Origin of the sequence: Escherichia sp. R1 (genome assembly GCF_003000935.1) — a bacterium.
GTDB lineage: Bacteria > Pseudomonadota > Gammaproteobacteria > Enterobacterales > Enterobacteriaceae > Escherichia > Escherichia coli.
Window position 1 is genome coordinate 234524 of the sequence record NZ_PSRU01000001.1, and the last position, 21989, is coordinate 256512.

19 protein-coding genes and 1 tRNA gene are annotated in these 21989 nt (G+C 52.1%); 12 read left to right on the plus strand and 8 right to left on the minus strand.

Annotated elements, in window-relative coordinates; all coding sequences use genetic code 11:
- Positions 1–162: 162 nt before the first annotated feature.
- Both infA and C4F37_RS01180 read left to right on the plus strand, forming a co-directional pair.
- Positions 163–381, plus strand: a complete 219-nt coding sequence (gene infA / locus C4F37_RS01175; protein WP_001040187.1) for a translation initiation factor IF-1 — start codon at positions 163–165, stop codon at positions 379–381.
- A gap of 253 nt (positions 382–634) precedes the next feature.
- Positions 635–722, plus strand: a tRNA-Ser gene (locus C4F37_RS01180).
- Between the two features lie 402 nt (positions 723–1124).
- On the opposite strand, the gene clpA is transcribed toward C4F37_RS01180, so the two are convergent.
- From clpA to yljB, 3 genes are all read right to left on the minus strand, one after another.
- Positions 1125–3401: an ATP-dependent Clp protease ATP-binding subunit ClpA gene (gene clpA, locus C4F37_RS01185; RefSeq protein WP_001538509.1), complete on the minus strand. Its 2277-nt coding sequence runs from the start codon at positions 3399–3401 to the stop codon at positions 1125–1127.
- Between the two features lie 30 nt (positions 3402–3431).
- The gene (gene clpS / locus C4F37_RS01190) at positions 3432–3752 is read right to left on the minus strand and encodes an ATP-dependent Clp protease adapter ClpS (protein WP_001538508.1); all 321 of its coding nucleotides are present in this window, start codon (positions 3750–3752) and stop codon (positions 3432–3434) included.
- Between the two features lie 98 nt (positions 3753–3850).
- On the minus strand, positions 3851–3925 hold the full coding sequence (yljB, locus tag C4F37_RS27685) for a protein YljB (protein ID WP_001406719.1): 75 nt from the start codon (positions 3923–3925) through the stop codon (positions 3851–3853).
- Positions 3926–4074: 149 nt separating this feature from the next.
- Between yljB and cspD the strand changes: the two genes are divergently transcribed.
- On the plus strand, positions 4075–4299 hold the full coding sequence (gene cspD / locus C4F37_RS01195) for a cold shock-like protein CspD (RefSeq protein WP_000410785.1): 225 nt from the start codon (positions 4075–4077) through the stop codon (positions 4297–4299).
- A 72-nt stretch (positions 4300–4371) separates the two neighbouring features.
- Here the strand turns inward: cspD and macB are convergent, their stop codons facing one another.
- Positions 4372–6318: a macrolide ABC transporter ATP-binding protein/permease MacB gene (gene macB, locus C4F37_RS01200; RefSeq protein ID WP_001538507.1), complete on the minus strand. Its 1947-nt coding sequence runs from the start codon at positions 6316–6318 to the stop codon at positions 4372–4374.
- The gene (gene macA / locus C4F37_RS01205) at positions 6315–7430 is read right to left on the minus strand and encodes a macrolide transporter subunit MacA (RefSeq protein WP_000746478.1); all 1116 of its coding nucleotides are present in this window, start codon (positions 7428–7430) and stop codon (positions 6315–6317) included. Before macA ends, macB begins: the two co-directional genes overlap by 4 nt.
- Positions 7431–7580: 150 nt before the next feature.
- Here macA and C4F37_RS01210 point away from each other — a divergent pair, with 150 nt between their 5' ends.
- Positions 7581–8537 carry a VirK/YbjX family protein gene (locus C4F37_RS01210; protein WP_001351020.1) on the plus strand — a complete coding sequence of 319 codons (957 nt, stop codon included), beginning with the start codon at positions 7581–7583 and terminating at the stop codon, positions 8535–8537.
- On the opposite strand, the gene C4F37_RS01215 is transcribed toward C4F37_RS01210, so the two are convergent.
- Entirely contained in the window at positions 8534–10192 is a 1659-nt protein-coding gene (locus C4F37_RS01215) for an ATP-dependent endonuclease (RefSeq protein ID WP_000599809.1), read from the minus strand. The two genes, C4F37_RS01210 and C4F37_RS01215, sit on opposite strands and share 4 nt — an antisense overlap.
- 425 nt (positions 10193–10617) lie before the next feature.
- Between C4F37_RS01215 and aqpZ the strand changes: the two genes are divergently transcribed.
- From aqpZ to C4F37_RS01260, 8 genes are all read left to right on the plus strand, one after another.
- On the plus strand, positions 10618–11313 hold the full coding sequence (aqpZ, locus tag C4F37_RS01220) for an aquaporin Z (RefSeq protein ID WP_001298299.1): 696 nt from the start codon (positions 10618–10620) through the stop codon (positions 11311–11313).
- 320 nt (positions 11314–11633) lie between these two features.
- A complete protein-coding gene (lysO, locus tag C4F37_RS01230) occupies positions 11634–12533 on the plus strand; it encodes an L-lysine exporter LysO (protein WP_000491135.1) in 900 nt (299 codons plus the stop codon).
- A 143-nt stretch (positions 12534–12676) separates the two neighbouring features.
- Positions 12677–14329 carry a hydroxylamine reductase gene (hcp, locus tag C4F37_RS01235; protein ID WP_000458842.1) on the plus strand — a complete coding sequence of 551 codons (1653 nt, stop codon included), beginning with the start codon at positions 12677–12679 and terminating at the stop codon, positions 14327–14329.
- Positions 14330–14340: 11 nt separating this feature from the next.
- Positions 14341–15309: an NADH oxidoreductase gene (hcr, locus tag C4F37_RS01240; RefSeq protein ID WP_000178690.1), complete on the plus strand. Its 969-nt coding sequence runs from the start codon at positions 14341–14343 to the stop codon at positions 15307–15309.
- Positions 15310–15441: 132 nt separating this feature from the next.
- Positions 15442–17160 (plus strand): ubiquinone-dependent pyruvate dehydrogenase, encoded by a 1719-nt coding sequence (gene poxB, locus C4F37_RS01245; RefSeq protein ID WP_000815372.1) that lies wholly within the window; start codon positions 15442–15444, stop codon positions 17158–17160.
- A gap of 36 nt (positions 17161–17196) precedes the next feature.
- Positions 17197–18198: a low-specificity L-threonine aldolase gene (gene ltaE / locus C4F37_RS01250; protein WP_001556872.1), complete on the plus strand. Its 1002-nt coding sequence runs from the start codon at positions 17197–17199 to the stop codon at positions 18196–18198.
- Between the two features lie 10 nt (positions 18199–18208).
- On the plus strand, positions 18209–19639 hold the full coding sequence (locus tag C4F37_RS01255; protein WP_001538505.1) for an SDR family oxidoreductase: 1431 nt from the start codon (positions 18209–18211) through the stop codon (positions 19637–19639).
- Between the two features lie 98 nt (positions 19640–19737).
- Positions 19738–20751, plus strand: a complete 1014-nt coding sequence (locus tag C4F37_RS01260) for an NAD-dependent epimerase/dehydratase family protein (RefSeq protein WP_001538504.1) — start codon at positions 19738–19740, stop codon at positions 20749–20751.
- Here the strand turns inward: C4F37_RS01260 and amiD are convergent.
- Both amiD and C4F37_RS01270 read right to left on the minus strand, forming a co-directional pair.
- Positions 20748–21578 (minus strand): N-acetylmuramoyl-L-alanine amidase AmiD, encoded by an 831-nt coding sequence (amiD, locus tag C4F37_RS01265; protein WP_001255186.1) that lies wholly within the window; start codon positions 21576–21578, stop codon positions 20748–20750. The genes C4F37_RS01260 and amiD overlap by 4 nt on opposite strands.
- The gene (locus tag C4F37_RS01270) at positions 21575–21898 is read right to left on the minus strand and encodes a heavy metal-binding domain-containing protein (RefSeq protein WP_001160737.1); all 324 of its coding nucleotides are present in this window, start codon (positions 21896–21898) and stop codon (positions 21575–21577) included. The genes amiD and C4F37_RS01270 overlap by 4 nt, the downstream gene beginning before the upstream one ends.
- Positions 21899–21989 lie beyond the last annotated feature (91 nt).

Here is a 21989-nt window from a genome sequence, read left to right on the forward strand (position 1 = left end):
CTCCCTTATACGTTGCGCTTTTGGTGCGGCTTAGCCGTGTGTTTTCGGAGTAATGTGCCGAACCTGTTTGTTGCGATTTAGCGCGCAAATCTTTACTTATTTACAGAACTTCGGCATTATCTTGCCGGTTCAAATTACGGTAGTGATACCCCAGAGGATTAGATGGCCAAAGAAGACAATATTGAAATGCAAGGTACCGTTCTTGAAACGTTGCCTAATACCATGTTCCGCGTAGAGTTAGAAAACGGTCACGTGGTTACTGCACACATCTCCGGTAAAATGCGCAAAAACTACATCCGCATCCTGACGGGCGACAAAGTGACTGTTGAACTGACCCCGTACGACCTGAGCAAAGGCCGCATTGTCTTCCGTAGTCGCTGATTGTTTTACCGCCTGATGGGCGAAGAGAAAGAATGAGTAAAAGGTCGGTTTAGCCGGCCTTTTTATTTTGTGATATGTATGGAGTACTTTAGAAGTATAAGTCCGTAACTTGTCTCGATGTAGATATACTGCACAACTTGTTTACAGTATGAGCAAACAATAATTATCATTAAAATTCTTCTTGACCGTTTTATTCCAACTCCCTATAGTAGCGCCCCGTTGCCCCCCATGAGGTCAGGCAACAAAACAATTTGGTGAGGTGTCCGAGTGGCTGAAGGAGCACGCCTGGAAAGTGTGTATACGGCAACGTATCGGGGGTTCGAATCCCCCCCTCACCGCCATATTTAAAGAAGAGCTCGTACGAAAGTACGGGTTTTTTTTCGCATTTTATCTGCCTGTACGGCAGTGAACTTGTCATTATTGGCAGACAGGATCCGCGGCAATTTCTAAGCTGCCTGTACGGCAGTGAACCCAGCATTAATCCCCACCAGCTCGACGTGTGCTTTCTAAGCTGCCTGTACGGCAGTGAACTCAAATACTACACGTTTAGCCCGTTGTTAATAAAGCAAAACCATCTCAATCTCCTGCTGCCACCCTTTTTTATCCTTACCTACCCGCAGCACTAATTATCAATAACTTAGCATCATCATTAAAAAAAGGGTCTGAACCTCCTCCCCCCATAAATAAAAAGTCCGTAACCCCTGACGAGATTACGGACTTCACCAACCTACCAGACAATCAGATTAATGCGCTGCTTCCGCCTTGTGCTTTTGTGCACTCTGGAATCCGTAAGTCAGCTCATTTTTCTCTTTATCCAGCGCGACGGTGACCTGACCGCCGTCCACCAGCGAACCAAACAGCAGTTCGTTGGCGAGCGGTTTTTTCAGGTTGTCCTGGATGACACGCGCCATCGGACGTGCGCCCATTGCCCGGTCGTAACCTTTCTCGGCCAGCCAGTTACGCGCTTCCTGGCTCACTTCCAGAGAAACACCTTTCTGATCCAACTGAACCTGCAACTCGACGATGAATTTATCCACCACCTGATGGATCACGTCGGTTGACAGATGATCGAACCAGATAATGTTGTCGAGACGGTTACGGAATTCCGGTGTAAAGATCTTCTTGATCTCTTCCATCGCATCGGTGCTGTTATCCTGGTGGATAAGACCAATGGATTTGCGCTCGGTTTCACGTACCCCCGCGTTAGTGGTCATCACCAGCACCACGTTACGGAAGTCCGCTTTGCGTCCGTTGTTATCGGTCAGTGTACCGTTGTCCATCACCTGCAAGAGGATGTTGAACACGTCCGGGTGCGCTTTCTCGATTTCGTCCAGCAGCAGCACCGCATGTGGATGCTTGATGACCGCATCAGTCAGCAAACCGCCCTGATCAAAACCAACGTATCCCGGAGGCGCACCAATCAGACGGCTGACGGTATGGCGTTCCATATACTCGGACATATCAAAGCGCAGAAGCTCAATGCCCAACGCTTTCGAAAGCTGTACCGTCACCTCTGTTTTCCCGACCCCAGTAGGGCCGGCAAACAGGAACGAACCGACCGGTTTATGTTCGTGACCTAAACCTGCACGCGCCATCTTAATGGCTTCAGTCAGCGCCTCAATGGCTTTATCCTGACCGAAGACCAGCATTTTCAGGCGATCGCCGAGGTTTTTCAGGGTATCGCGGTCACTCTGAGAAACACTCTTCTCTGGAATGCGTGCAATACGGGCCACCACGGATTCAATATCCGCCACATTAACGGTTTTCTTGCGTTTGCTTACCGGCATCAGACGTGCGCGAGCGCCCGCTTCGTCGATAACATCAATCGCTTTATCCGGCAGATGACGATCGTTAATGTATTTCACCGCCAGCTCTACCGCCGCACGCACCGCTTTTGCGGTATAACGCACGTCGTGGTGCGCTTCATACTTCGGTTTCAGGCCATTGATGATTTGAACAGTTTCTTCGATTGACGGTTCAGTAATATCAATTTTCTGGAAGCGACGCGCCAGAGCACGGTCTTTCTCAAAAATGTTGCTGAACTCCTGATAGGTTGTCGAACCAATTACGCGGATTTTACCGCTGGAGAGCAACGGTTTAATCAGGTTAGCCGCATCGACCTGGCCACCAGACGCTGCACCCGCACCGATAATGGTGTGGATCTCATCAATAAACAGGATGCTGTTAGTGTCCTGCTCCAGCTGCTTGAGCAACGCTTTAAAACGTTTTTCAAAGTCGCCGCGATATTTTGTGCCCGCTAACAGGGAACCGATATCGAGAGAGTAAAGCGTACAGTCAGCCATCACTTCCGGCACATCGCCCTGAACAATTCGCCATGCAAGCCCCTCCGCAATCGCGGTTTTACCGACACCAGACTCCCCCACCAGCAGCGGGTTGTTTTTACGGCGACGGCAGAGAACCTGAATAGCACGCTCCAGCTCCTTCTCACGACCAATCAGTGGGTCGATTCCGCCCACTCGCGCAAGCTGATTCAGGTTCGTCGTGAAATTCTCCATACGTTCCTCCCCACCAGCTTGTTCTTCGCTGTTTGGCTGGCTGCCAGGATCAGAAGACTGTGTCGGCTCGTCTTTACGCGTGCCATGAGAGATAAAGTTCACCACATCGAGACGGCTGACTTCATGTTTGCGCAACAGATATGCCGCCTGCGACTCCTGTTCGCTAAAGATAGCGACCAGAACGTTTGCACCGGTAACCTCATTGCGACCGGAGGACTGGACATGGAAGACCGCACGTTGCAGTACACGCTGAAAACTCAGCGTCGGTTGTGTGTCGCGCTCCTCTTCACTGGCAGGCAGAACGGGTGTGGTTTGTTCAATAAAGGCTTCCAGTTCCTGACGGAGCGCAACCAAATCCACAGAACACGCTTCCAGCGCCTCCCGGGCAGATGGGTTACTGAGCAGCGCCAGTAACAAGTGCTCGACGGTCATAAACTCATGACGGTGCTCGCGCGCTCTGGCGAAAGCCATATTTAAACTGAGTTCCAGTTCTTGATTGAGCATAGGCACCTCCCCCAATTTTTATGCCTGCATTCAGGCTTTTTCTAGCGTACACAGCAATGGATGCTCATTCTCCCTCGCGTACTTGTTCACCATCGCCACTTTGGTTTCTGCAACCTCAGCGGTAAAGACTCCGCAAATGGCCTTCCCCTGGTAGTGAACAGCGAGCATCAATTGCGTTGCACGTTCTACATCATAAGAAAAGAATTTTTGTAACACGTCAATAACAAACTCCATCGGAGTATAATCATCATTGACTAATATCACTTTATAAATAGATGGCGGTTTTAGCGCGTCGCGAACTTTTTCTTCCGCCAGTTGATCAAAGTCCAGCCAGTCGTTCGTTTTACCCATTGTCAGTTATCATCTTCGGTTACGGTTATCGGCAGAACGCCCTGCCGCTGACAAGAGCTTATTTGCCTGACCAATCTACTCCACATGATAGATAACTATCATCTATCGTTGGCATCAGCGACATCTGTCACATTCCTGTCAATAGCGTTAACTGCTTCAAATTTTTGATTCATACCTGCCCCCTGGCCCCTGTCAAATGCTTGACGGCTCGCCCTAATTCTCTAAATTGTATTTCTAGAGTTGGCGAGGTTTTGAACAGCCCCCTCTCTGACCCCGGTTTATTCCATCTTACTTGTATAAGATTTGCGAAGGATGTCGAAGCATGGAAAAGGGTACTGTCAAGTGGTTCAACAATGCCAAAGGGTTTGGTTTCATCTGCCCTGAAGGCGGCGGCGAAGATATTTTCGCTCATTATTCCACCATTCAGATGGATGGTTACAGAACGCTAAAAGCTGGACAATCCGTTCAGTTTGATGTCCACCAGGGGCCAAAAGGCAATCACGCCAGTGTTATTGTGCCCGTCGAAGTAGAAGCGGCAGTCGCGTAGCTCTTCTGTCTCATTGTGTACATCCTAAAGGCAAAATGCCAGCCCGATCGGCTGGCATTTTTATCTCAAAAATTACTCTCGTGCCAGAGCATCTACTGGATCCAGTCGTGCCGCATTTCGTGCGGGTAACCAGCCAAATAAAATCCCGGTGACCGTCGAGCAGAGAAACGCCAGCAGCAGTGCCAACGGTGAAAAACCAATCTCCCAGCCGGGTAAGAAAAGCTGCAAGGTGAAAGCAATTAACAGTGACAGTGTTATTCCCAACGCGCCACCAACCAGGCAAACCAGTACGGCTTCGATCAAAAACTGTTGCAAAACATCGCTTGCTCGCGCACCTACAGCCATGCGAATGCCAATTTCCCGCGTCCGCTCGGTCACTGACACCAGCATAATATTCATTACACCAATACCGCCCACCACCAGCGAAATCACCGCAACCAGCGTCAGAAACAGTTGTAAAGTACGTGTGGTCTTTTCAACGGTTTTCAAGACGCCATCCATGTTCCAGGTAAAGAAATCCTTCTTACCGTGGCGCAGTGAAAGTAAACGCGTGAGTTGCTGTTCCGCCTCAGCGCTGTCAAATCCTTCTTTCACCCTGACAGTAATGGAGTTCAGCCACGACTGGCCCATAACTCGCCCGGACATCGTGCTGTAAGGTAGCCAGACACGCAGCACTTTACTGCTACCAAACATCGACTGTTTTTCTTCCGCCACACCAATGACTCTGGCGGGCATATTGCCGACCAGAATCACCTCGCCAACCACATCTGCTTTATGGGGGAAAAGCTGGCGGCGAGTATTACTGTCGAGAACCACGACCTGCGCACGACCGTTCAGCTGCTCCTGATTAAAGGTGTTCCCTTCACTGAAGGTCATGCCATAGACATTAAAATAATCGCCGCTCACACCATTGGCACTGGCAGCCACATCAACATTGTTATAACGCAGGCGCAGGTTTTGCGAGACGGCGGGCGTGGCAGAGGCAACCCACGGTTGTTTTTGGATGGCGATTAAGTCGTCGTACTTCAGCGCCTGCTGATATTGCGGATCGTCATCGCCAAAATCTTTCCCGGGATAGACATCAATAATATTCGTACCAATAGAACGAATATCCGCCAGCACCATTTGTTTGGCGGCGTCGCCCACCACGACAATGGAAACCACCGACGCAATACCGATAATAATCCCCAGCATGGTCAGTAAAGTACGCATTTTATTCGCTGCCAGCGCCCGCCATGCCATCGTCAGCGCCTCGTTAAAACCGCTGACAAACTGCCGCCAGCCAGACGCCGTGTTGACAACAGGTTCCGTTCCGCCAGTAGCATTCACTTTTTCAACGGCGGGAGGATTGCGCACAATTTCGCCGTCGCGAATTTCGATCACCCGCTCGGCCTGAGCAGCAACCTGCGGATCGTGGGTGACGATAATCACCGTATGCCCGCGATCGCGCAGCTGATGCAGGATCGCCATCACCTCTTCGCCAGAATGGCTGTCCAGTGCGCCGGTCGGTTCATCGGCAAGAATTACCTGACCGCCGTTCATCAATGCCCGCGCGATACTGACGCGCTGTTGCTGGCCACCCGAAAGCTGTGCCGGGTAATACTCTGTACGGTCTTCCAGCCCCAGTCGTTGCAGTAACTCCTGGGCGCGAAGCAGCCGCTGTTTCCGCTCAAGACCGGCATAGACGGCGGGTACTTCAACGTTCTGCTCGGCGGTTAAATGCGAAAGCAAATGGTAACGCTGGAAAATAAAGCCGAAATGCTCGCGGCGCAGTTGCGCCAGCGCATCGGCGTCCAGCGTGGCAACATCCTGACCGGCGACGCGATAGGTGCCGCTGGTGGCCTTATCCAGGCAGCCGAGAATATTCATCAGGGTCGATTTACCGGAACCCGAAGCGCCGACAATCGCTACCATCTCACCGGCATAAATATCGAGGCTGATGCCCTTCAGCACCTCAACCTGCTCATCACCGGCAGGATAGCTGCGACGAATATCCTTTAATTCGAGCAAGGGCGTCATTGCGCAGCTCCTGGTTTGGCCTCACCAATCACCACTTCATCGCCCGCTTCCAGCCCTTTGACAATCTCAACATCGGTATCGTTACGTGCGCCAATCGTCACTTCACGCTCGCGTGTTTCACCATTACGCAACAATTTGACTTTATAACGATTATCGCCAACCGGATCGCCTAACGCCGACAGAGGGATCGTCAGCACATTTTTCACATCGGTGAGCTGAATATGCACTTGCGCGGTCATATCCAGCCGCAGTAAACCATTGGGGTTGGGTACTTCAAAACGGGCGTAATAGAAAATAGCGTCGTTAATCTTTTCCGGCGTCGGTAGCACATCCTTGATTTGCCCCTCGTAGCGCGTCAGTGGATCGCCAAGCACCGTAAACCAGGCTTTTTGCCCCGGCTTCAGGTGGATTACATCCGCTTCAGAAACCTGCGCTTTTACCAGCATGGTGCTCATATCTGCCAGCGTCAGAATGTTCGGTGCTTGTTGTGCGGCAATCACCGTCTGGCCTTGCAGAGTGGTGATTTGCGTGACTTCCCCGGCCATCGGGGCAACGATGCGGGTGTAATCGAGATTGGTTTTAGCCGTATCGAGAGAGGCCTGATTGCGCTTGATTTGCGCGTCAATGGTGCCAATTTGCGCCTGTTTCACAGCCATCTCCGTCGCGGCGTTATCGAGATCCTGCTGTGAAACCGCTTGCGTTTGTGCAAGACGTTGCTGACGGGAATACGTCACCCGCGCCAGTTTCAGCTCCGCTTCCGCCTGCTGCCGCTGCGCGCGTAGCTCCATCAGCGTTGCTTCCACCTCCTTGATCTGGTTTTCAGCCTGTTCAGGATCAATAACCCCTAAAAGCTGGTCTTTTTTTACTTTATCGCCAATCGCCACCGACAGCGTTTTCAACTGACCGCTGACCTGCGCGCCCACGTCAACCTTACGCAGCGCGTCCAGCTTTCCGGTCGCCAGCACGCTTTGCTGTAAATCACCGGGGCGCACAATCAGCGTCTGATAAGTCGGCACGGGTGCGTTAAGAATTCTCCATAACGTAATCAACCCGGCGATGACTATCACCATCGCAATAACGTAACGCTTCTTCACGGTTTTCCGCTTTTTCATAAATATTCTGAATACTCCATATGCCAATCCGGGTCATTAACTTCAACGAAATATCAACAAAACACTAAAATTTACGTTAATAATCACACTATTGATGTTTGGTTAAGATACGCAATGGTTAAATCGACGTCATGTATAACCATTGATTTCATGAATATGTCGCAGCTAACTGAACGGACCTTTACGCCATCTGAATCTCTCAGCAGCCTGTCACTTTTTCTTAGTCTGGCACGAGGACAGTGTCGGCCGGGTAAATTCTGGCATCGCCGTAGTTTTCGCCAGAAATTTTTGCTGCGCTCGTTGATTATGCCGCGTTTAAGCGTTGAGTGGATGAACGAACTTTCCCACTGGCCTAATCTCAATGTGTTGTTAACGCGCCAGCCGCGACTGCCTGTACGTCTACATCGCCCTTACCTTGCGGCGAATCTTAGCCGTAAGCAATTGCTGGAGGCGTTACGTTACCATTATGCGTTACTCCGCGGGTGTATGTCGGCGGAAGAATTCAGCTTATATTTGAATACCCCCGGGCTGCAACTGGCGAAGCTGGAAGGCAAAAACGGCGAGCAGTTCACGCTTGAGCTGACCATGATGATCTCAATGGATAAAGAAGGTGACAGCACCATCCTGTTCCGCAACAGCGAAGGTATTCCTCTGGCAGAGCTCACTTTTACCCTGTGTGAATATCAGGGGAAAAGGACGATGTTTATTGGCGGACTGCAAGGCGCAAAATGGGAAATTCCACACCAGGAAATCCAGAATGCGACGAAAGCCTGCCACGGGCTATTTCCCAAACGCCTCGTGATGGAAGCGGCCTGTCTGTTTGCCCAACGTTTGCAGGTAGAGCAGATTATTGCCGTCAGCAATGAAACGCATATTTACCGCAGCCTGCGTTATCGCGATAAAGAGGGCAAGATCCATGCCGATTACAACGCGTTCTGGGAGTCGGTTGGCGGCGTATGTGATGCTGAACGCCATTACCGCCTTCCAGCACAGATAGCACGAAAAGAGATTGCCGAAATCGCCAGTAAAAAACGGGCTGAATACCGTCGGCGCTATGAGATGCTCGACGCTATTCAGCCACAAATGGCCACGATGTTTTGTAGTTAGTCGGCCCGACCGCGCGCCAGCCACAGCACGCGTGAGAACATTTTTTTCAGCAGCGTCGGTACGGAGTCCACACCACGACGTCCGGCCTCCATTGCCACTTCAATGGCAAGATCGGGTTTGGAAGAGCGATGGATCGCTTTCGAGATAACTTTGCGCAGATTCATCGGTACATTTTCCGGGATTTGCGCCACGCGGTGGAACACATCGGAAAATCCCTGGCGATACATAAAATGTTCCATATCCAGCGCCGGTAACGCCGTTAAATGTTCTCGTTCGGCTTCCCGATCGTTATTCAACAGGCTGCGTACCGTAGCGGCATATTTCTTCCCTGCTTCATCGCCATCGACCAGTACATGCCATTCAATCCCCATTCGCCGGGCAAATTTAACCAGTGGCTTTAGCCCGGACTGGGCAAACTCAATGACCTTGATCCCTTCGGCATCAAAATGATGTCCGCACTGACGCGCCAGTTCATTGATAACCCAGGTTTCTGTTTCCCCTTCCACCAACAGCCAGCAGCGAGCAAACAGCGATGACGGACGATTAAAACGAATGTGAAAAGAGATGCGTCGGCTATCTTCGGTACTCAAACCACTCGGCCCCAGACGCCAGGCGGCAACGCGCGAGGACTCACGTACCAGTCGGCAAACATGCTCTACCGGCGTTAACGAAAGCAGCTCGCCAGAGTTGGTGGTGGCAATGCGCTGCAATGGCAGAAGATTCAACAGATGCCAGGCAACTGAAAGCATAATGGGGTGTAAACGGGTTTCTGGATCTTCGATCAGCAACAATGGACGGGCGTCTTTATCCAGTCGCAATGTGCCTTTTGCCTGCAACAAAGTAGCAAACAGGCCGAGCAAAATAACCCGATACGAGCGCCCTCCAGGTCGGTCAATCATCCGGTTGATGATATCCAGATAGCGCCAGCTTCGTTGCTCATTGCTGGCTCGCCGCCGCATTAAACGATATCGCGCCTGTCCGGCCCCCTGCTCAGAGAAATAATGCTCAAGCAGCTGTACCATTGCGGAAAGTCCCTGACGAATCTGCCCATCAGAGAGATTTTGCGGATGTGAGGATAATTCACGGGCGAGGAAATCGAGCTGGCGCGCGGTGACTTCCACATTGGGGACATTTGGCACCGTGCCGTTACGAATACGGCGCATAAAACGGGCATCACGCAAGCGCAGCACCGGCATTAAACGCACCAGATGACGAGCCTGATCGTTAATATCCTCAACATCAATCGGATGTCCGTCTTTATCGAGAAAACTGCGGAGTGTCATCACGCTGCCGTCTTCCGCACTCTCCCCTTCCAGACGATAAAAAATACGGTGATAACCATCGGTGCATGGCGTCCAGCACGCTTCCAGCGGCCGATAGCGGCGAACCCGATGTCGGCCTGGCAGCGATTCGCGGAAGGTCAAAATAATATGCAGATGATGTTCTCGCCCGTTGATATCTCCCGGCGGGAACCAGAAATCGTCGCGCTCAAAATGGTAGAGATCTGATTCTGGCGATAGCAGCAGGGTTAAGGCGTCCAGCAAGCTGGATTTACCCCACGCGTTCTCCCCAATCAGGACGTTGTTTTGTTCCAGCATCAACGACAAACGGTTGATACCGCGAAAACCCACAATTTCAACGCGCTCAAGAATCATATCCCCTCCAGAAATATGTGACTTATCCTTTACGCTGGCAGTATAACGGGAAAGGCCATGCTAATACGTGATGACATCACATTTAAGCATGGCAAATGTCTGAAAAATGAGCGAATAATCGCGTTATACTCCCTCTTGCTGATAAGTCTGCAAAAACAACAAAATCAAATAATTAGCATGATAAATTATTTTTTATTACGCCTAAAGGATTAAATCTTTCGCTTGCACTACACTGTCAATCAGACAAATGACTATATGGGGCAACCCGCTGTTGCCCTAAATCAAATTTACTGGATTTATTTATCTGGCGAATGATTTGCCTTCGTTTTTAAAATAGCCGCGCATTATTTCCGTCGTCACTTTTTTACGACGACCCTATAAAACGACCATATTTTTCACAGGGTCAATTTTTAATTGAGGTGGATATGTTCAGAAAATTAGCAGCTGAATGTTTTGGTACTTTCTGGCTTGTTTTTGGCGGCTGTGGTAGTGCCGTACTGGCCGCAGGCTTCCCGGAATTAGGCATTGGTTTTGCCGGCGTGGCGTTGGCGTTCGGTCTGACCGTTCTGACAATGGCCTTTGCTGTTGGTCATATTTCTGGTGGTCATTTTAACCCGGCGGTCACTATTGGTTTATGGGCTGGCGGACGTTTCCCGGCAAAAGAAGTCGTTGGCTACGTAATTGCCCAGGTTGTCGGCGGTATTGTTGCGGCGGCGCTGCTGTATTTAATTGCCAGTGGTAAAACGGGTTTTGACGCGGCAGCCAGCGGTTTTGCTTCTAACGGTTATGGCGAGCATTCACCAGGCGGTTATTCCATGCTTTCCGCGCTGGTAGTTGAACTGGTATTGAGTGCAGGTTTCCTGCTGGTGATCCACGGCGCAACTGACAAATTCGCTCCTGCTGGTTTTGCGCCAATTGCCATTGGTCTGGCCTTAACCCTGATTCACTTAATCAGTATTCCGGTGACTAACACTTCCGTTAACCCGGCGCGCAGTACTGCGGTTGCTATCTTCCAGGGCGGCTGGGCATTAGAACAACTGTGGTTCTTCTGGGTGGTGCCAATTGTCGGCGGTATTATCGGTGGTCTGATTTACCGGACTCTACTGGAAAAACGCGATTAATTAGCATTGGCATGTTGTCTGCCCTGGTGGTTTTATCTTCGACGTTACAAACCGCACGGGTGTTGGTGGCGTTAAAATCGCCGAGGCGTTCCCCGAAGGCCGGGGGGGCAGGGAGCGGCGGCGACTGGCCGCTCCCTGCGCCAGTGGCTTTATATGGCATTGCACATGAAAGGAGCGCAACAACGCTAAACACTCATATAGAATTAAAAATCCCCCTCTGATGCATAACATTTCCTTTTAATTGCAACTTTACTCGTCCTTCCGCTTTCAGTAGTGTGTCATCGCGCATTTCGAATCTTCTTTGCAAGGACTGGTTTTTCATGTTTTCTGGGCTGTTAATCATTCTGGTTCCCCTGATTGTGGGTTACCTCATTCCGCTTCGCCAAAAAGCTGCATTAAGAGTTATTAATCAGCTATTAAGTTGGATGGTTTACCTTATTCTCTTTTTTATGGGTATCAGTCTGGCGTTTCTCGATAACCTCGCCAGTAACTTGTTGGCAATTCTGCATTATTCTGCCGTCAGTATTACCGTTATTTTACTGTGTAATATTGCCGCCCTGATGTGGCTGGAGCGCGGCCTGCCATGGCGCAACCACCATCATCAAGAAAAACTCCCGTCGCGTATTGCGATGGCGCTGGAGTCGCTAAAACTGTGCGGCGTAGTAGTGATTGGTTTTGCCATTGGTCTGAGTGGACTGGCTTTCTTACAACACGCGACCGAAGCCAGTGAATACACCTTAATTCTGCTACTTTTCCTCGTCGGTATTCAGTTGCGCAATAATGGCATGACCTTAAAGCAGATTGTCCTTAATCGCCGGGGAATGATTGTCGCCGTGGTGGTGGTTGCCAGTTCATTAATTGGTGGTTTAATTAACGCCTTTATTCTTGATCTTCCCATCAATACCGCGCTGGCAATGGCCTCCGGTTTCGGCTGGTATTCTCTTTCCGGTATTTTATTGACCGAATCTTTTGGTCCGGTAATCGGGAGCGCGGCGTTTTTTAATGATCTGGCCCGTGAGCTGATTGCTATTATGTTAATCCCTGGGCTGATTCGCCGTAGCCGCTCTACTGCACTGGGCTTATGCGGTGCGACGTCGATGGATTTCACCCTGCCCGTTCTTCAACGTACAGGCGGGCTGGATATGGTCCCGGCGGCGATTGTTCACGGTTTTATTCTTAGTCTGTTAGTGCCGATTCTCATCGCCTTTTTCTCTGCATAATACCTCTCTGGCGGTAGATCTCTGCCGCCAAAATTGCGCTAAATCAATCTCCCTTAAAGTTGCATTAAAAATCTCTTTTATCCCCGCGTTAAGCGTCTTAACCTTAAACATGTATATTAAATATAACTTTAAAAGGTGTGATCATGTTTTGTGTGCAATGTGAACAAACTATCCGTACTCCGGCAGGAAACGGCTGCTCATACGCGCAGGGGATGTGTGGTAAAACGGCGGAAACCTCTGACCTTCAGGATTTACTCATCGCGACGCTGCAAGGGCTTTCGGCCTGGGCAGTGAAAGCACGTGAATACGGCATCATCAACCACGATGTAGACAGCTTTGCGCCACGTGCCTTTTTCTCAACCCTGACCAACGTTAACTTCGATTCTCCGCGTATTGTCGGCTACGCTCGTGAAGCGATTGCCCTGCGCGAGGCGCTGAAAGCACAATGCCTGGCTGTAGATGCCAACGCCCGCGTCGATAACCCGATGGCTGACCTGCAACTGATGAGCGACGATCTCGGCGAGCTGCAACGTCAGGCAGCAGAATTTACCCCTAACAAAGATAAAGCGGCGATTGGCGAAAACATTCTCGGCCTGCGTCTGCTGTGCCTGTATGGCCTGAAAGGTGCGGCGGCCTATATGGAACACGCGCATGTTCTCGGTCAATACGACAACGATATTTATGCCCAGTACCATAAAATCATGGCGTGGCTGGGGACCTGGCCTGCCGATATGAACGCGCTTCTTGAGTGTTCAATGGAAATCGGCCAGATGAACTTCAAAGTGATGAGCATTCTGGACGCAGGCGAAACCGGTAAATACGGTCACCCGACGCCAACTCAGGTCAACGTCAAAGCGACGGCGGGTAAATGCATTCTGATTTCCGGTCACGATCTCAAAGATCTCTACAACCTGCTGGAACAGACCGAAGGCACGGGCGTTAATGTCTACACCCACGGCGAAATGCTGCCTGCGCATGGTTACCCGGAGTTGCGTAAATTCAAGCATCTGGTCGGTAACTACGGCAGCGGCTGGCAGAATCAGCAAGTGGAGTTCGCTCGTTTCCCAGGCCCCATCGTGATGACCTCGAACTGCATCATCGACCCAACCGTAGGCGCTTATGACGATCGTATCTGGACCCGCAGCATCGTTGGCTGGCCGGGTGTGCGTCATCTGGATGGCGAAGATTTCTCTGCAGTCATTGCCCAGGCGCAACAGATGGCGGGCTTCCCGTACAGCGAAATTCCGCACCTGATCACCGTGGGCTTTGGTCGCCAGACACTGCTTGGCGCAGCCGATACGCTGATTGATCTGGTGAGCCGTGAAAAACTGCGTCATATCTTCCTGCTTGGCGGCTGTGACGGCGCACGCGGCGAGCGTCACTACTTCACCGATTTCGCCACCAGCGTGCCGGATGACTGCCTGATCCTGACCCTCGCTTGCGGTAAATATCGCTTTAATAAACTTGAGTTTGGCGATATCGAAGGTCTGCCGCGTCTGGTAGATGCTGGTCAGTGTAACGATGCTTACTCAGCAATTATTCTGGCGGTAACGCTGGCAGAGAAACTGGGCTGCGGAGTCAACGATCTGCCGCTGTCGCTGGTGCTCTCCTGGTTTGAACAGAAAGCGATTGTCATTCTGCTGACGCTGCTTTCTCTGGGTGTGAAAAATATCGTCACCGGCCCGACTGCACCTGGTTTCCTGACACCAGACCTGCTGGCGGTGCTGAACGAGAAATTCGGCCTGCGTTCTATCACCACTGTTGAAGAAGACATGAAGCAACTGTTGAGCGCGTAAGGAGTTTGTCGATGACGATGCCAACGAATCAATGCCCGTGGCGGATGCAGGTTCATCACATTACGCAAGAAACGCCGGATGTGTGGACGATTTCCCTGATTTGCCACGATTACTACCCGTATCGCGCCGGGCAATATGCGCTGGTCAGCGTGCGTAACTCAGCGGAAACGCTGCGTGCTTACACCATTTCCTCCACGCCAGGCGTGAGTGAATACATCACCCTGACCGTGCGGCGGATTGATGACGGTGTCGGCTCCCGGTGGCTGACGCGCGATGTAAAACGCGGTGATTATCTCTGGCTTTCGGACGCGATGGGGGAATTTACCTGCGACGATAAAGCAGAAGATAAATTCCTGTTGCTGGCGGCAGGCTGCGGCGTTACGCCGATTATGTCGATGCGTCGCTGGCTGGCGAAGAACCGTCCACAGGCCGATGTGCAGGTGATCTACAACGTGCGTACGCCGCAGGATGTGATTTTCGCCGATGAGTGGCGTAACTATCCGGTAACGCTGGTGGCGGAAAATAACGTTACCGAAGGCTTTATCGCTGGTCGTCTCACTCGCGAACTGCTGGCAGGTGTCCCTGATTTAGCCTCACGTACCGTGATGACCTGTGGCCCTGCTCCATATATGGATTGGGTAGAGCAGGAAGTGAAAGCGCTCGGCGTGACGCGTTTCTTTAAAGAGAAATTCTTCACCCCAGTAGCGGAAGCGGCGACCAGCGGTCTGAAATTCACCAAACTGCAACCGGCACGAGAATTTTACGCTCCGGTTGGCACCACGCTACTGGAGGCGCTGGAAAGCAATAACGTTCCGGTTGTCGCCGCCTGCCGTGCGGGTGTTTGCGGCTGCTGCAAGACGAAAGTGATTTCCGGTGAATATACGGTGAGCAGCACAATGACGCTGACCGACGCCGAAATCGCTGAAGGTTACGTACTGGCCTGCTCCTGCCATCCGCAGGGGGATTTGGTTCTCGCATAATCGCCTGATGCCCGATGATATTCCTTTCATCGGGCTATTTAACCGTTAGTGCCTCCTTTTTCTCCCATCCCTTCCCCCTCCGTCAGATGAACTAAACTTGTTACCGTTATCACATTCAGGAGATGGAGAACCATGAAACAAACGGTTGCAGCTTATATCGCCAAAACACTCGAATCGGCAGGCGTGAAACGCATCTGGGGAGTCACGGGCGACTCTCTGAACGGTCTTAGTGACAGTCTTAATCGCATGGGCACCATCGAGTGGATGTCCACCCGGCATGAAGAAGTGGCGGCATTTGCCGCTGGCGCTGAAGCACAACTTAGCGGAGAACTGGCGGTCTGTGCCGGATCGTGCGGTCCCGGCAACCTGCACTTAATCAACGGCCTGTTCGATTGCCACCGCAATCACGTTCCGGTACTGGCGATTGCCGCTCATATTCCCTCCAGCGAAATTGGCAGCGGCTATTTCCAGGAAACCCACCCACAAGAGCTATTCCGCGAATGTAGTCACTATTGCGAGCTGGTTTCCAGCCCAGAGCAGATCCCACAAGTGCTGGCAATTGCTATGCGCAAAGCGGTGCTTAACCGTGGCGTTTCCGTTGTTGTGTTACCGGGCGATGTGGCGTTAAAACCTGCGCCAGAAGGGGCAACTACCCACTGGTATCATGCGCCACAGCCGGTAGTAACACCGGAAGAAGAAGAGTTACGCAAACTGGCGCAACTGCTGCGTTATTCCAGCAATATCGCCCTGATGTGTGGCAGCGGCTGTGCGGGGGCGCATAAAGAGTTAGTTGAGTTTGCCGGGAAAATTAAAGCGCCTATAGTTCATGCCCTGCGCGGTAAAGAACATGTCGAATACGATAATCCATATGATGTTGGAATGACGGGATTAATCGGCTTTTCGTCAGGTTTCCATACCATGATGAACGCCGATACGTTAGTGCTGCTCGGTACTCAGTTTCCCTACCGTGCGTTCTACCCGACCGATGCCAAAATTATTCAGATTGATATCAACCCAGCCAGCATCGGCGCGCATAGCAAGGTAGATATGGCGCTGGTCGGCGATATCAAATCAACCCTGCGCGCATTGCTGCCACTGGTGGAAGAAAAAACCGAACGCAATTTTCTGGATAAGGCGCTGGAAGATTACCGCGACGCCCGCAAAGGGCTGGACGATTTAGCTAAACCGAGCGAGAAAGCCATTCACCCGCAATATCTGGCGCAGCAAATTAGTCATTTTGCCGCCGATGACGCTATTTTCACCTGTGACGTTGGTACGCCAACGGTGTGGGCGGCACGTTATCTAAAAATGAACGGCAAGCGTCGCCTGTTAGGTTCGTTTAACCATGGTTCGATGGCTAACGCCATGCCGCAGGCGCTGGGCGCGCAGGCAACCGAGCCAGAACGCCAGGTGGTCGCCATGTGCGGCGATGGCGGTTTTAGCATGTTGATGGGCGATTTCCTCTCGGTAGTGCAGATGAAGCTGCCAGTGAAAATTATCGTCTTTAATAACAGCGTGCTGGGCTTTGTGGCGATGGAGATGAAAGCTGGTGGCTATTTGACTGACGGCACCGAACTACACGACACCAACTTTGCCCGAATTGCCGAAGCCTGCGGCATTACGGGTATTCGTGTAGAAAAAGCGTCTGAAATCGATGAAGCTCTGCAACGCGCCTTCTCCATCGACGGTCCGGTGTTGGTGGATGTGGTGGTCGCCAAAGAAGAATTAGCCATTCCACCGCAGATCAAACTCGAACAGGCCAAAGGTTTCAGCCTGTATATGCTGCGCGCAATCATCAGCGGGCGCGGTGATGAAGTGATCGAACTGGCGAAAACGAACTGGCTAAGGTAAAAAGGGTGGCATTTCCCGTCATAATAAGGACATGCCATGATTGATTTACGCAGTGATACCGTTACCCGACCGAGCCGCGCCATGCTCGAAGCGATGATGGCCGCCCCGGTTGGGGACGACGTTTACGGAGACGACCCTACCGTTAATGCTCTGCAGGACTATGCAGCAGAGCTTTCCGGTAAAGAAGCCGCCATTTTTCTGCCGACCGGCACTCAGGCCAACCTGGTCGCTCTGCTCAGTCACTGCGAACGCGGCGAAGAGTATATCGTCGGTCAGGCCGCGCATAACTATCTGTTTGAAGCCGGTGGCGCAGCAGTGCTGGGCAGTATTCAGCCGCAACCCATCGACGCAGCTGCCGACGGCACGCTACCACTGGATAAAGTGGCGATGAAAATCAAACCTGACGATATCCATTTCGCCCGCACCAAATTACTCAGTCTGGAAAACACCCACAACGGCAAAGTGCTGCCGCGTGAATACCTGAAAGAAGCATGGGAATTTACCCGCGAGCGCAATCTGGCGCTGCACGTTGACGGCGCGCGCATTTTTAATGCCGTGGTGGCTTACGGCTGCGAACTGAAAGAGATCACGCAATATTGTGACTCGTTCACCATTTGCCTGTCGAAAGGTCTTGGGACGCCAGTCGGTTCATTACTCGTCGGTAATCGTGATTACATTAAACGTGCCATTCGCTGGCGGAAAATGACAGGTGGCGGGATGCGCCAGTCCGGCATTCTGGCTGCCGCCGGGATGTATGCCCTGAAAAATAACGTCGCACGTTTGCAGGAAGACCACGACAATGCCACCTGGATGGCGGAGCAGTTGCGTGAAGCAGGCGCGGATGTGATGCGTCAGGACACCAATATGCTGTTTGTTCGCGTCGGGGAAGAAAATGCTGCCGCGTTAGGCGAATACATGAAAGCGAGAAACGTGCTGATTAACGCCTCGCCGATTGTCCGCCTGGTGACCCATCTTGACGTCTCGCGTGAACAACTGGCGGAAGTTGCCGCCCACTGGCATGCGTTCCTGGCGCGTTAAGGAGAGAGACGTGCCGCAACGCATTTTAGTTCTCGGTGCCAGTGGCTACATTGGTCAGCATCTGGTGCGCACGCTCAGCCAGCAAGGGCATCAGATCCTGGCGGCGGCACGTCATGTCGACAGACTTGCAAAACTGCAACTGGCTAATGTCAGTTGCCATAAAGTCGATCTCAACTGGCCGGATAACCTTCCGGCCCTGTTGCAGAATATTGATACTGTCTATTTTCTGGTGCACAGCATGGGCGAAGGCGGTGATTTTATCGCTCAGGAGCGCCAGGTGGCTCTCAACGTCCGCGATGCGCTACGCGAAGTACCGGTAAAGCAATTAATCTTTCTCAGTTCATTGCAGGCGCCGCCTCATGAACAATCTGATCATCTGCGTGCTCGTCAGGCCACGGCGGATATTTTACGTGAAGCGGGTGTCCCGGTGACCGAACTACGTGCCGGAATTATCGTTGGCGCGGGTTCAGCGGCATTCGAAGTCATGCGCGATATGGTTTACAACTTGCCCGTGTTAACGCCGCCACGCTGGGTTCGTTCACGCACCACGCCCATCGCGCTGGAAAACTTGCTGCACTATCTGGTGGCGCTGTTAGATCATCCGGCCTGCGAACATCGCATCTTCGAAGCCGCCGGACCAGAAGTGCTCAGTTATCAGCAACAGTTTGAACATTTTATGGCGGTGAGCGGTAAGCGCCGCTGGTTGCTCCCCATCCCCCTCCCCACCCGCTGGATTTCGGTGTGGTTTCTTAATGTGATTACTTCAGTACCGCCCACCACCGCCAGGGCGTTGATTCAGGGGCTGAAACACGATCTGCTGGCGGATGACACCGCGCTACGTGCGCTCATCCCACAACGGCTGATCGCTTTCGATGACGCGGTACGTAGCACGTTGAAAGAGGAAGAAAAACTGGTCAACTCCAGCGACTGGGGATATGACGCGCAGGCTTTTGCTCGCTGGCGACCAGAATACGGTTATTTTGCCAAACAGGCGGGGTTTACCGTTAAAACGTCTGCCAGCCTTCAGGCGCTATGGCGGGTGGTCAATCAAATCGGCGGTAAAGAGCGTTATTTCTTTGGCAATATTTTGTGGCAGACACGGGCGTTGATGGACCTTGCGATCGGTCATAAGCTGGCGAAAGGCCGCCCGGAGCGCGAATATTTACAGACCGGCGATGCGGTGGATAGCTGGAAAGTGATTGTCGTTGAACCGGAAAAACAACTTACGTTGTTATTTGGCATGAAAGCGCCGGGGCTGGGACGACTGTGTTTTACCCTGGAAGATAAAGGCGACTATCGTACTATTGATGTCCGTGCTTTCTGGCATCCGCACGGTATGCCGGGGCTGTTTTACTGGTTATTGATGATCCCCGCGCATCTGTTTATTTTTCGCGGAATGGCAAAACGAATCGCCAGACTGGCAGAACAAAGCACAGATTAATCGACAAAACCTGCGTTATTCTTTCATGTTTCCCATTGCATCAAGGGGGAAATCACGGAAGAATGCGCACGTCATTTTCTCAACAACAGTGGATTGATATGAAGGTACTGGTTACCGGCGCCACCAGCGGCTTAGGTCGAAACGCGGTAGAGTTTTTATGCCAGAAAGGCATCAGCGTGCGAGCGACCGGTCGCAATGAGGCAATGGGTAAATTGCTGGAAAAAATGGGCGCAGAGTTTGTTCCGGCGGATCTGACCGAGCTGGTCTCATCACAAGCTAAAGTGATGCTCGCGGGCATTGATACGCTGTGGCACTGCTCCAGCTTTACCTCGCCCTGGGGGACACAACAGGCTTTCGATCTGGCTAACGTTCGCGCCACTCGCCGCCTGGGTGAATGGGCTGTCGCCTGGGGTGTGCGTAACTTTATTCATATCTCTTCTCCCTCCCTGTACTTCGATTATCACCACCATCGCGATATTAAAGAAGATTTTCGCCCTCACCGCTTCGCCAACGAGTTTGCCCGCAGCAAAGCAGCCAGTGAAGAAGTGATCAATATGCTTTCGCAGGCGAATCCACAAACGCGCTTTACTATTCTGCGCCCACAAAGTCTGTTCGGACCGCACGATAAAGTCTTTATCCCCCGTCTGGCGCATATGATGCATCACTACGGCAGTATTCTGTTACCGCATGGCGGCAGTGCGCTGGTCGATATGACCTACTATGAAAATGCCGTGCACGCCATGTGGCTGGCAAGCCAGGAAGCGTGCGATAAGCTACCTTCCGGGCGTGTGTACAACATCACCAACGGCGAGCATCGCACACTGCGCAGCATCGTGCAGAAGCTGATCGACGAGTTGAATATTGACTGTCGTATTCGTTCGGTTCCTTACCCGATGCTGGATATGATCGCCCGCAGCATGGAGCGTTTAGGTCGCAAGTCAGCTAAAGAGCCGCCGCTGACCCACTACGGCGTCTCCAAGTTGAATTTTGACTTTACGCTGGATATTACGCGTGCGCAGGGAGAGTTAGGTTATCAGCCAGTCCTCACCCTGGATGAAGGTATCGAGAAAACTGCCGCCTGGCTACGCGACCACGGAAAACTGCCGCGCTAATCCTGCCCGTATTTCTCCAGCAACGCTTCGGCAATCGCCTGAGTTTCTGCATCCGCTTCGCCGTTATATAACGTCGGGCGGAAATGCATCTGGAACGCCATAATCACGCGCCGCTGCTCGCGCGGAGTCATATCAGGCTTTACGTCATAACCATAACGCGCCAAAAGCTCCAGCAATGACGCGGTCTCTACCGGTGTGTGTGGCGCGCGCCCGGCAAGGTAAAAGTTCACCCGCTGCGCATCCGGCCAGGCACCAATCCCCTGCTGTGCCAGTTGCTGCCAGGGAAATAATGGCCCCGGATCGTCTTTGCGCTGCGGCGCAATATCCGCATGTGCTACTACGTTTTCCGGCTTGATGTGATAACGGGCAATAATATCTTTCGCCAGCGGAATAAGCGCCTGAATCTGTGCCGGTTCAAACGGGGCAAAATATTTCACCCCCGCCGATTTCTGCCAGCCACGATTTTCCAGCTCAATACCAATAGAGGTGTCGTTAAGGCGCGTTGCCCCGCGCCAGGCGCTAATCCCCGCATGCCAGGCCAGTTCTTGTTCCGGCACCAGTTGCCAGATGCGCGGTTTACCGTTGTATCGCGGTGGCACCGCAGGGACCAGATAATGCGAGCTGACCTGCTTATCGGTCAGTGTCGCCAGCGAGCTATCAAAATCATCTGCGGTGTAGTGGATCACCAGCACTTTAATGCGCGGATACGCCGCCTGCGCCTGGCGTCGGGTATCAAGCTGATATCCCTCTTTCTCGACAATGCCTTTTTCGCCTGTGCACCCTGCCAGTAACAGAGCGGCAGCGACCAGCCAGAAGACTCTTCTCATCGACGCGTTTTCACCGCCGTACCGCTGACGCTAACCATCAGCATACTGCCGTTTTGCCCGACCGTTTCGTAGTCGATATCAATACCGACGACGGCATCAGCCCCCAGCGCTCGCGCCTGGGAGCCGAGCTCCTCAAAGGCAATCTCCCGCGCTTTACGCAGTTCTTTTTCGTAGGCACCGGAGCGTCCGCCAACGATATCGCGGATACCGGCAAAGAAATCACGGAAAATATTCGCGCCTAAAATCGCTTCGCCAGTCACCACACCGCAATATTCAACGATGGTCTGGCCTTCCAGAGTTGGGGTTGTAGAAAATTGCATGATCGATCTCCTTGTTTGCTAAGCCTTCGATCTTCAAAGCATTATCGGACTGATACGCTATTATTGAAAGGATATCATTATTATCGTAGAA

Coding starts and splice junctions, on each gene's coding strand:
- clpS (WP_001538508.1), bottom strand. CDS start 3,752: ATGGGTAAAACGAACGACTGGCTGGACTTTGATCAACTGGCGGAAGAA.
- macB (WP_001538507.1), bottom strand. CDS start 6,318: ATGACGCCCTTGCTCGAATTAAAGGATATTCGTCGCAGCTATCCTGCC.
- clpA (WP_001538509.1), bottom strand. CDS start 3,401: ATGCTCAATCAAGAACTGGAACTCAGTTTAAATATGGCTTTCGCCAGA.
- cspD (WP_000410785.1), top strand. CDS start 4,075: ATGGAAAAGGGTACTGTCAAGTGGTTCAACAATGCCAAAGGGTTTGGT.
- C4F37_RS01260 (WP_001538504.1), top strand. CDS start 19,738: ATGAAGGTACTGGTTACCGGCGCCACCAGCGGCTTAGGTCGAAACGCG.
- amiD (WP_001255186.1), bottom strand. CDS start 21,578: ATGAGAAGAGTCTTCTGGCTGGTCGCTGCCGCTCTGTTACTGGCAGGG.
- C4F37_RS01210 (WP_001351020.1), top strand. CDS start 7,581: ATGAATATGTCGCAGCTAACTGAACGGACCTTTACGCCATCTGAATCT.
- poxB (WP_000815372.1), top strand. CDS start 15,442: ATGAAACAAACGGTTGCAGCTTATATCGCCAAAACACTCGAATCGGCA.
- aqpZ (WP_001298299.1), top strand. CDS start 10,618: ATGTTCAGAAAATTAGCAGCTGAATGTTTTGGTACTTTCTGGCTTGTT.
- lysO (WP_000491135.1), top strand. CDS start 11,634: ATGTTTTCTGGGCTGTTAATCATTCTGGTTCCCCTGATTGTGGGTTAC.
- hcr (WP_000178690.1), top strand. CDS start 14,341: ATGACGATGCCAACGAATCAATGCCCGTGGCGGATGCAGGTTCATCAC.
- C4F37_RS01270 (WP_001160737.1), bottom strand. CDS start 21,898: ATGCAATTTTCTACAACCCCAACTCTGGAAGGCCAGACCATCGTTGAA.
- infA (WP_001040187.1), top strand. CDS start 163: ATGGCCAAAGAAGACAATATTGAAATGCAAGGTACCGTTCTTGAAACG.
- macA (WP_000746478.1), bottom strand. CDS start 7,430: ATGAAAAAGCGGAAAACCGTGAAGAAGCGTTACGTTATTGCGATGGTG.
- hcp (WP_000458842.1), top strand. CDS start 12,677: ATGTTTTGTGTGCAATGTGAACAAACTATCCGTACTCCGGCAGGAAAC.
- ltaE (WP_001556872.1), top strand. CDS start 17,197: ATGATTGATTTACGCAGTGATACCGTTACCCGACCGAGCCGCGCCATG.
- C4F37_RS01215 (WP_000599809.1), bottom strand. CDS start 10,192: ATGATTCTTGAGCGCGTTGAAATTGTGGGTTTTCGCGGTATCAACCGT.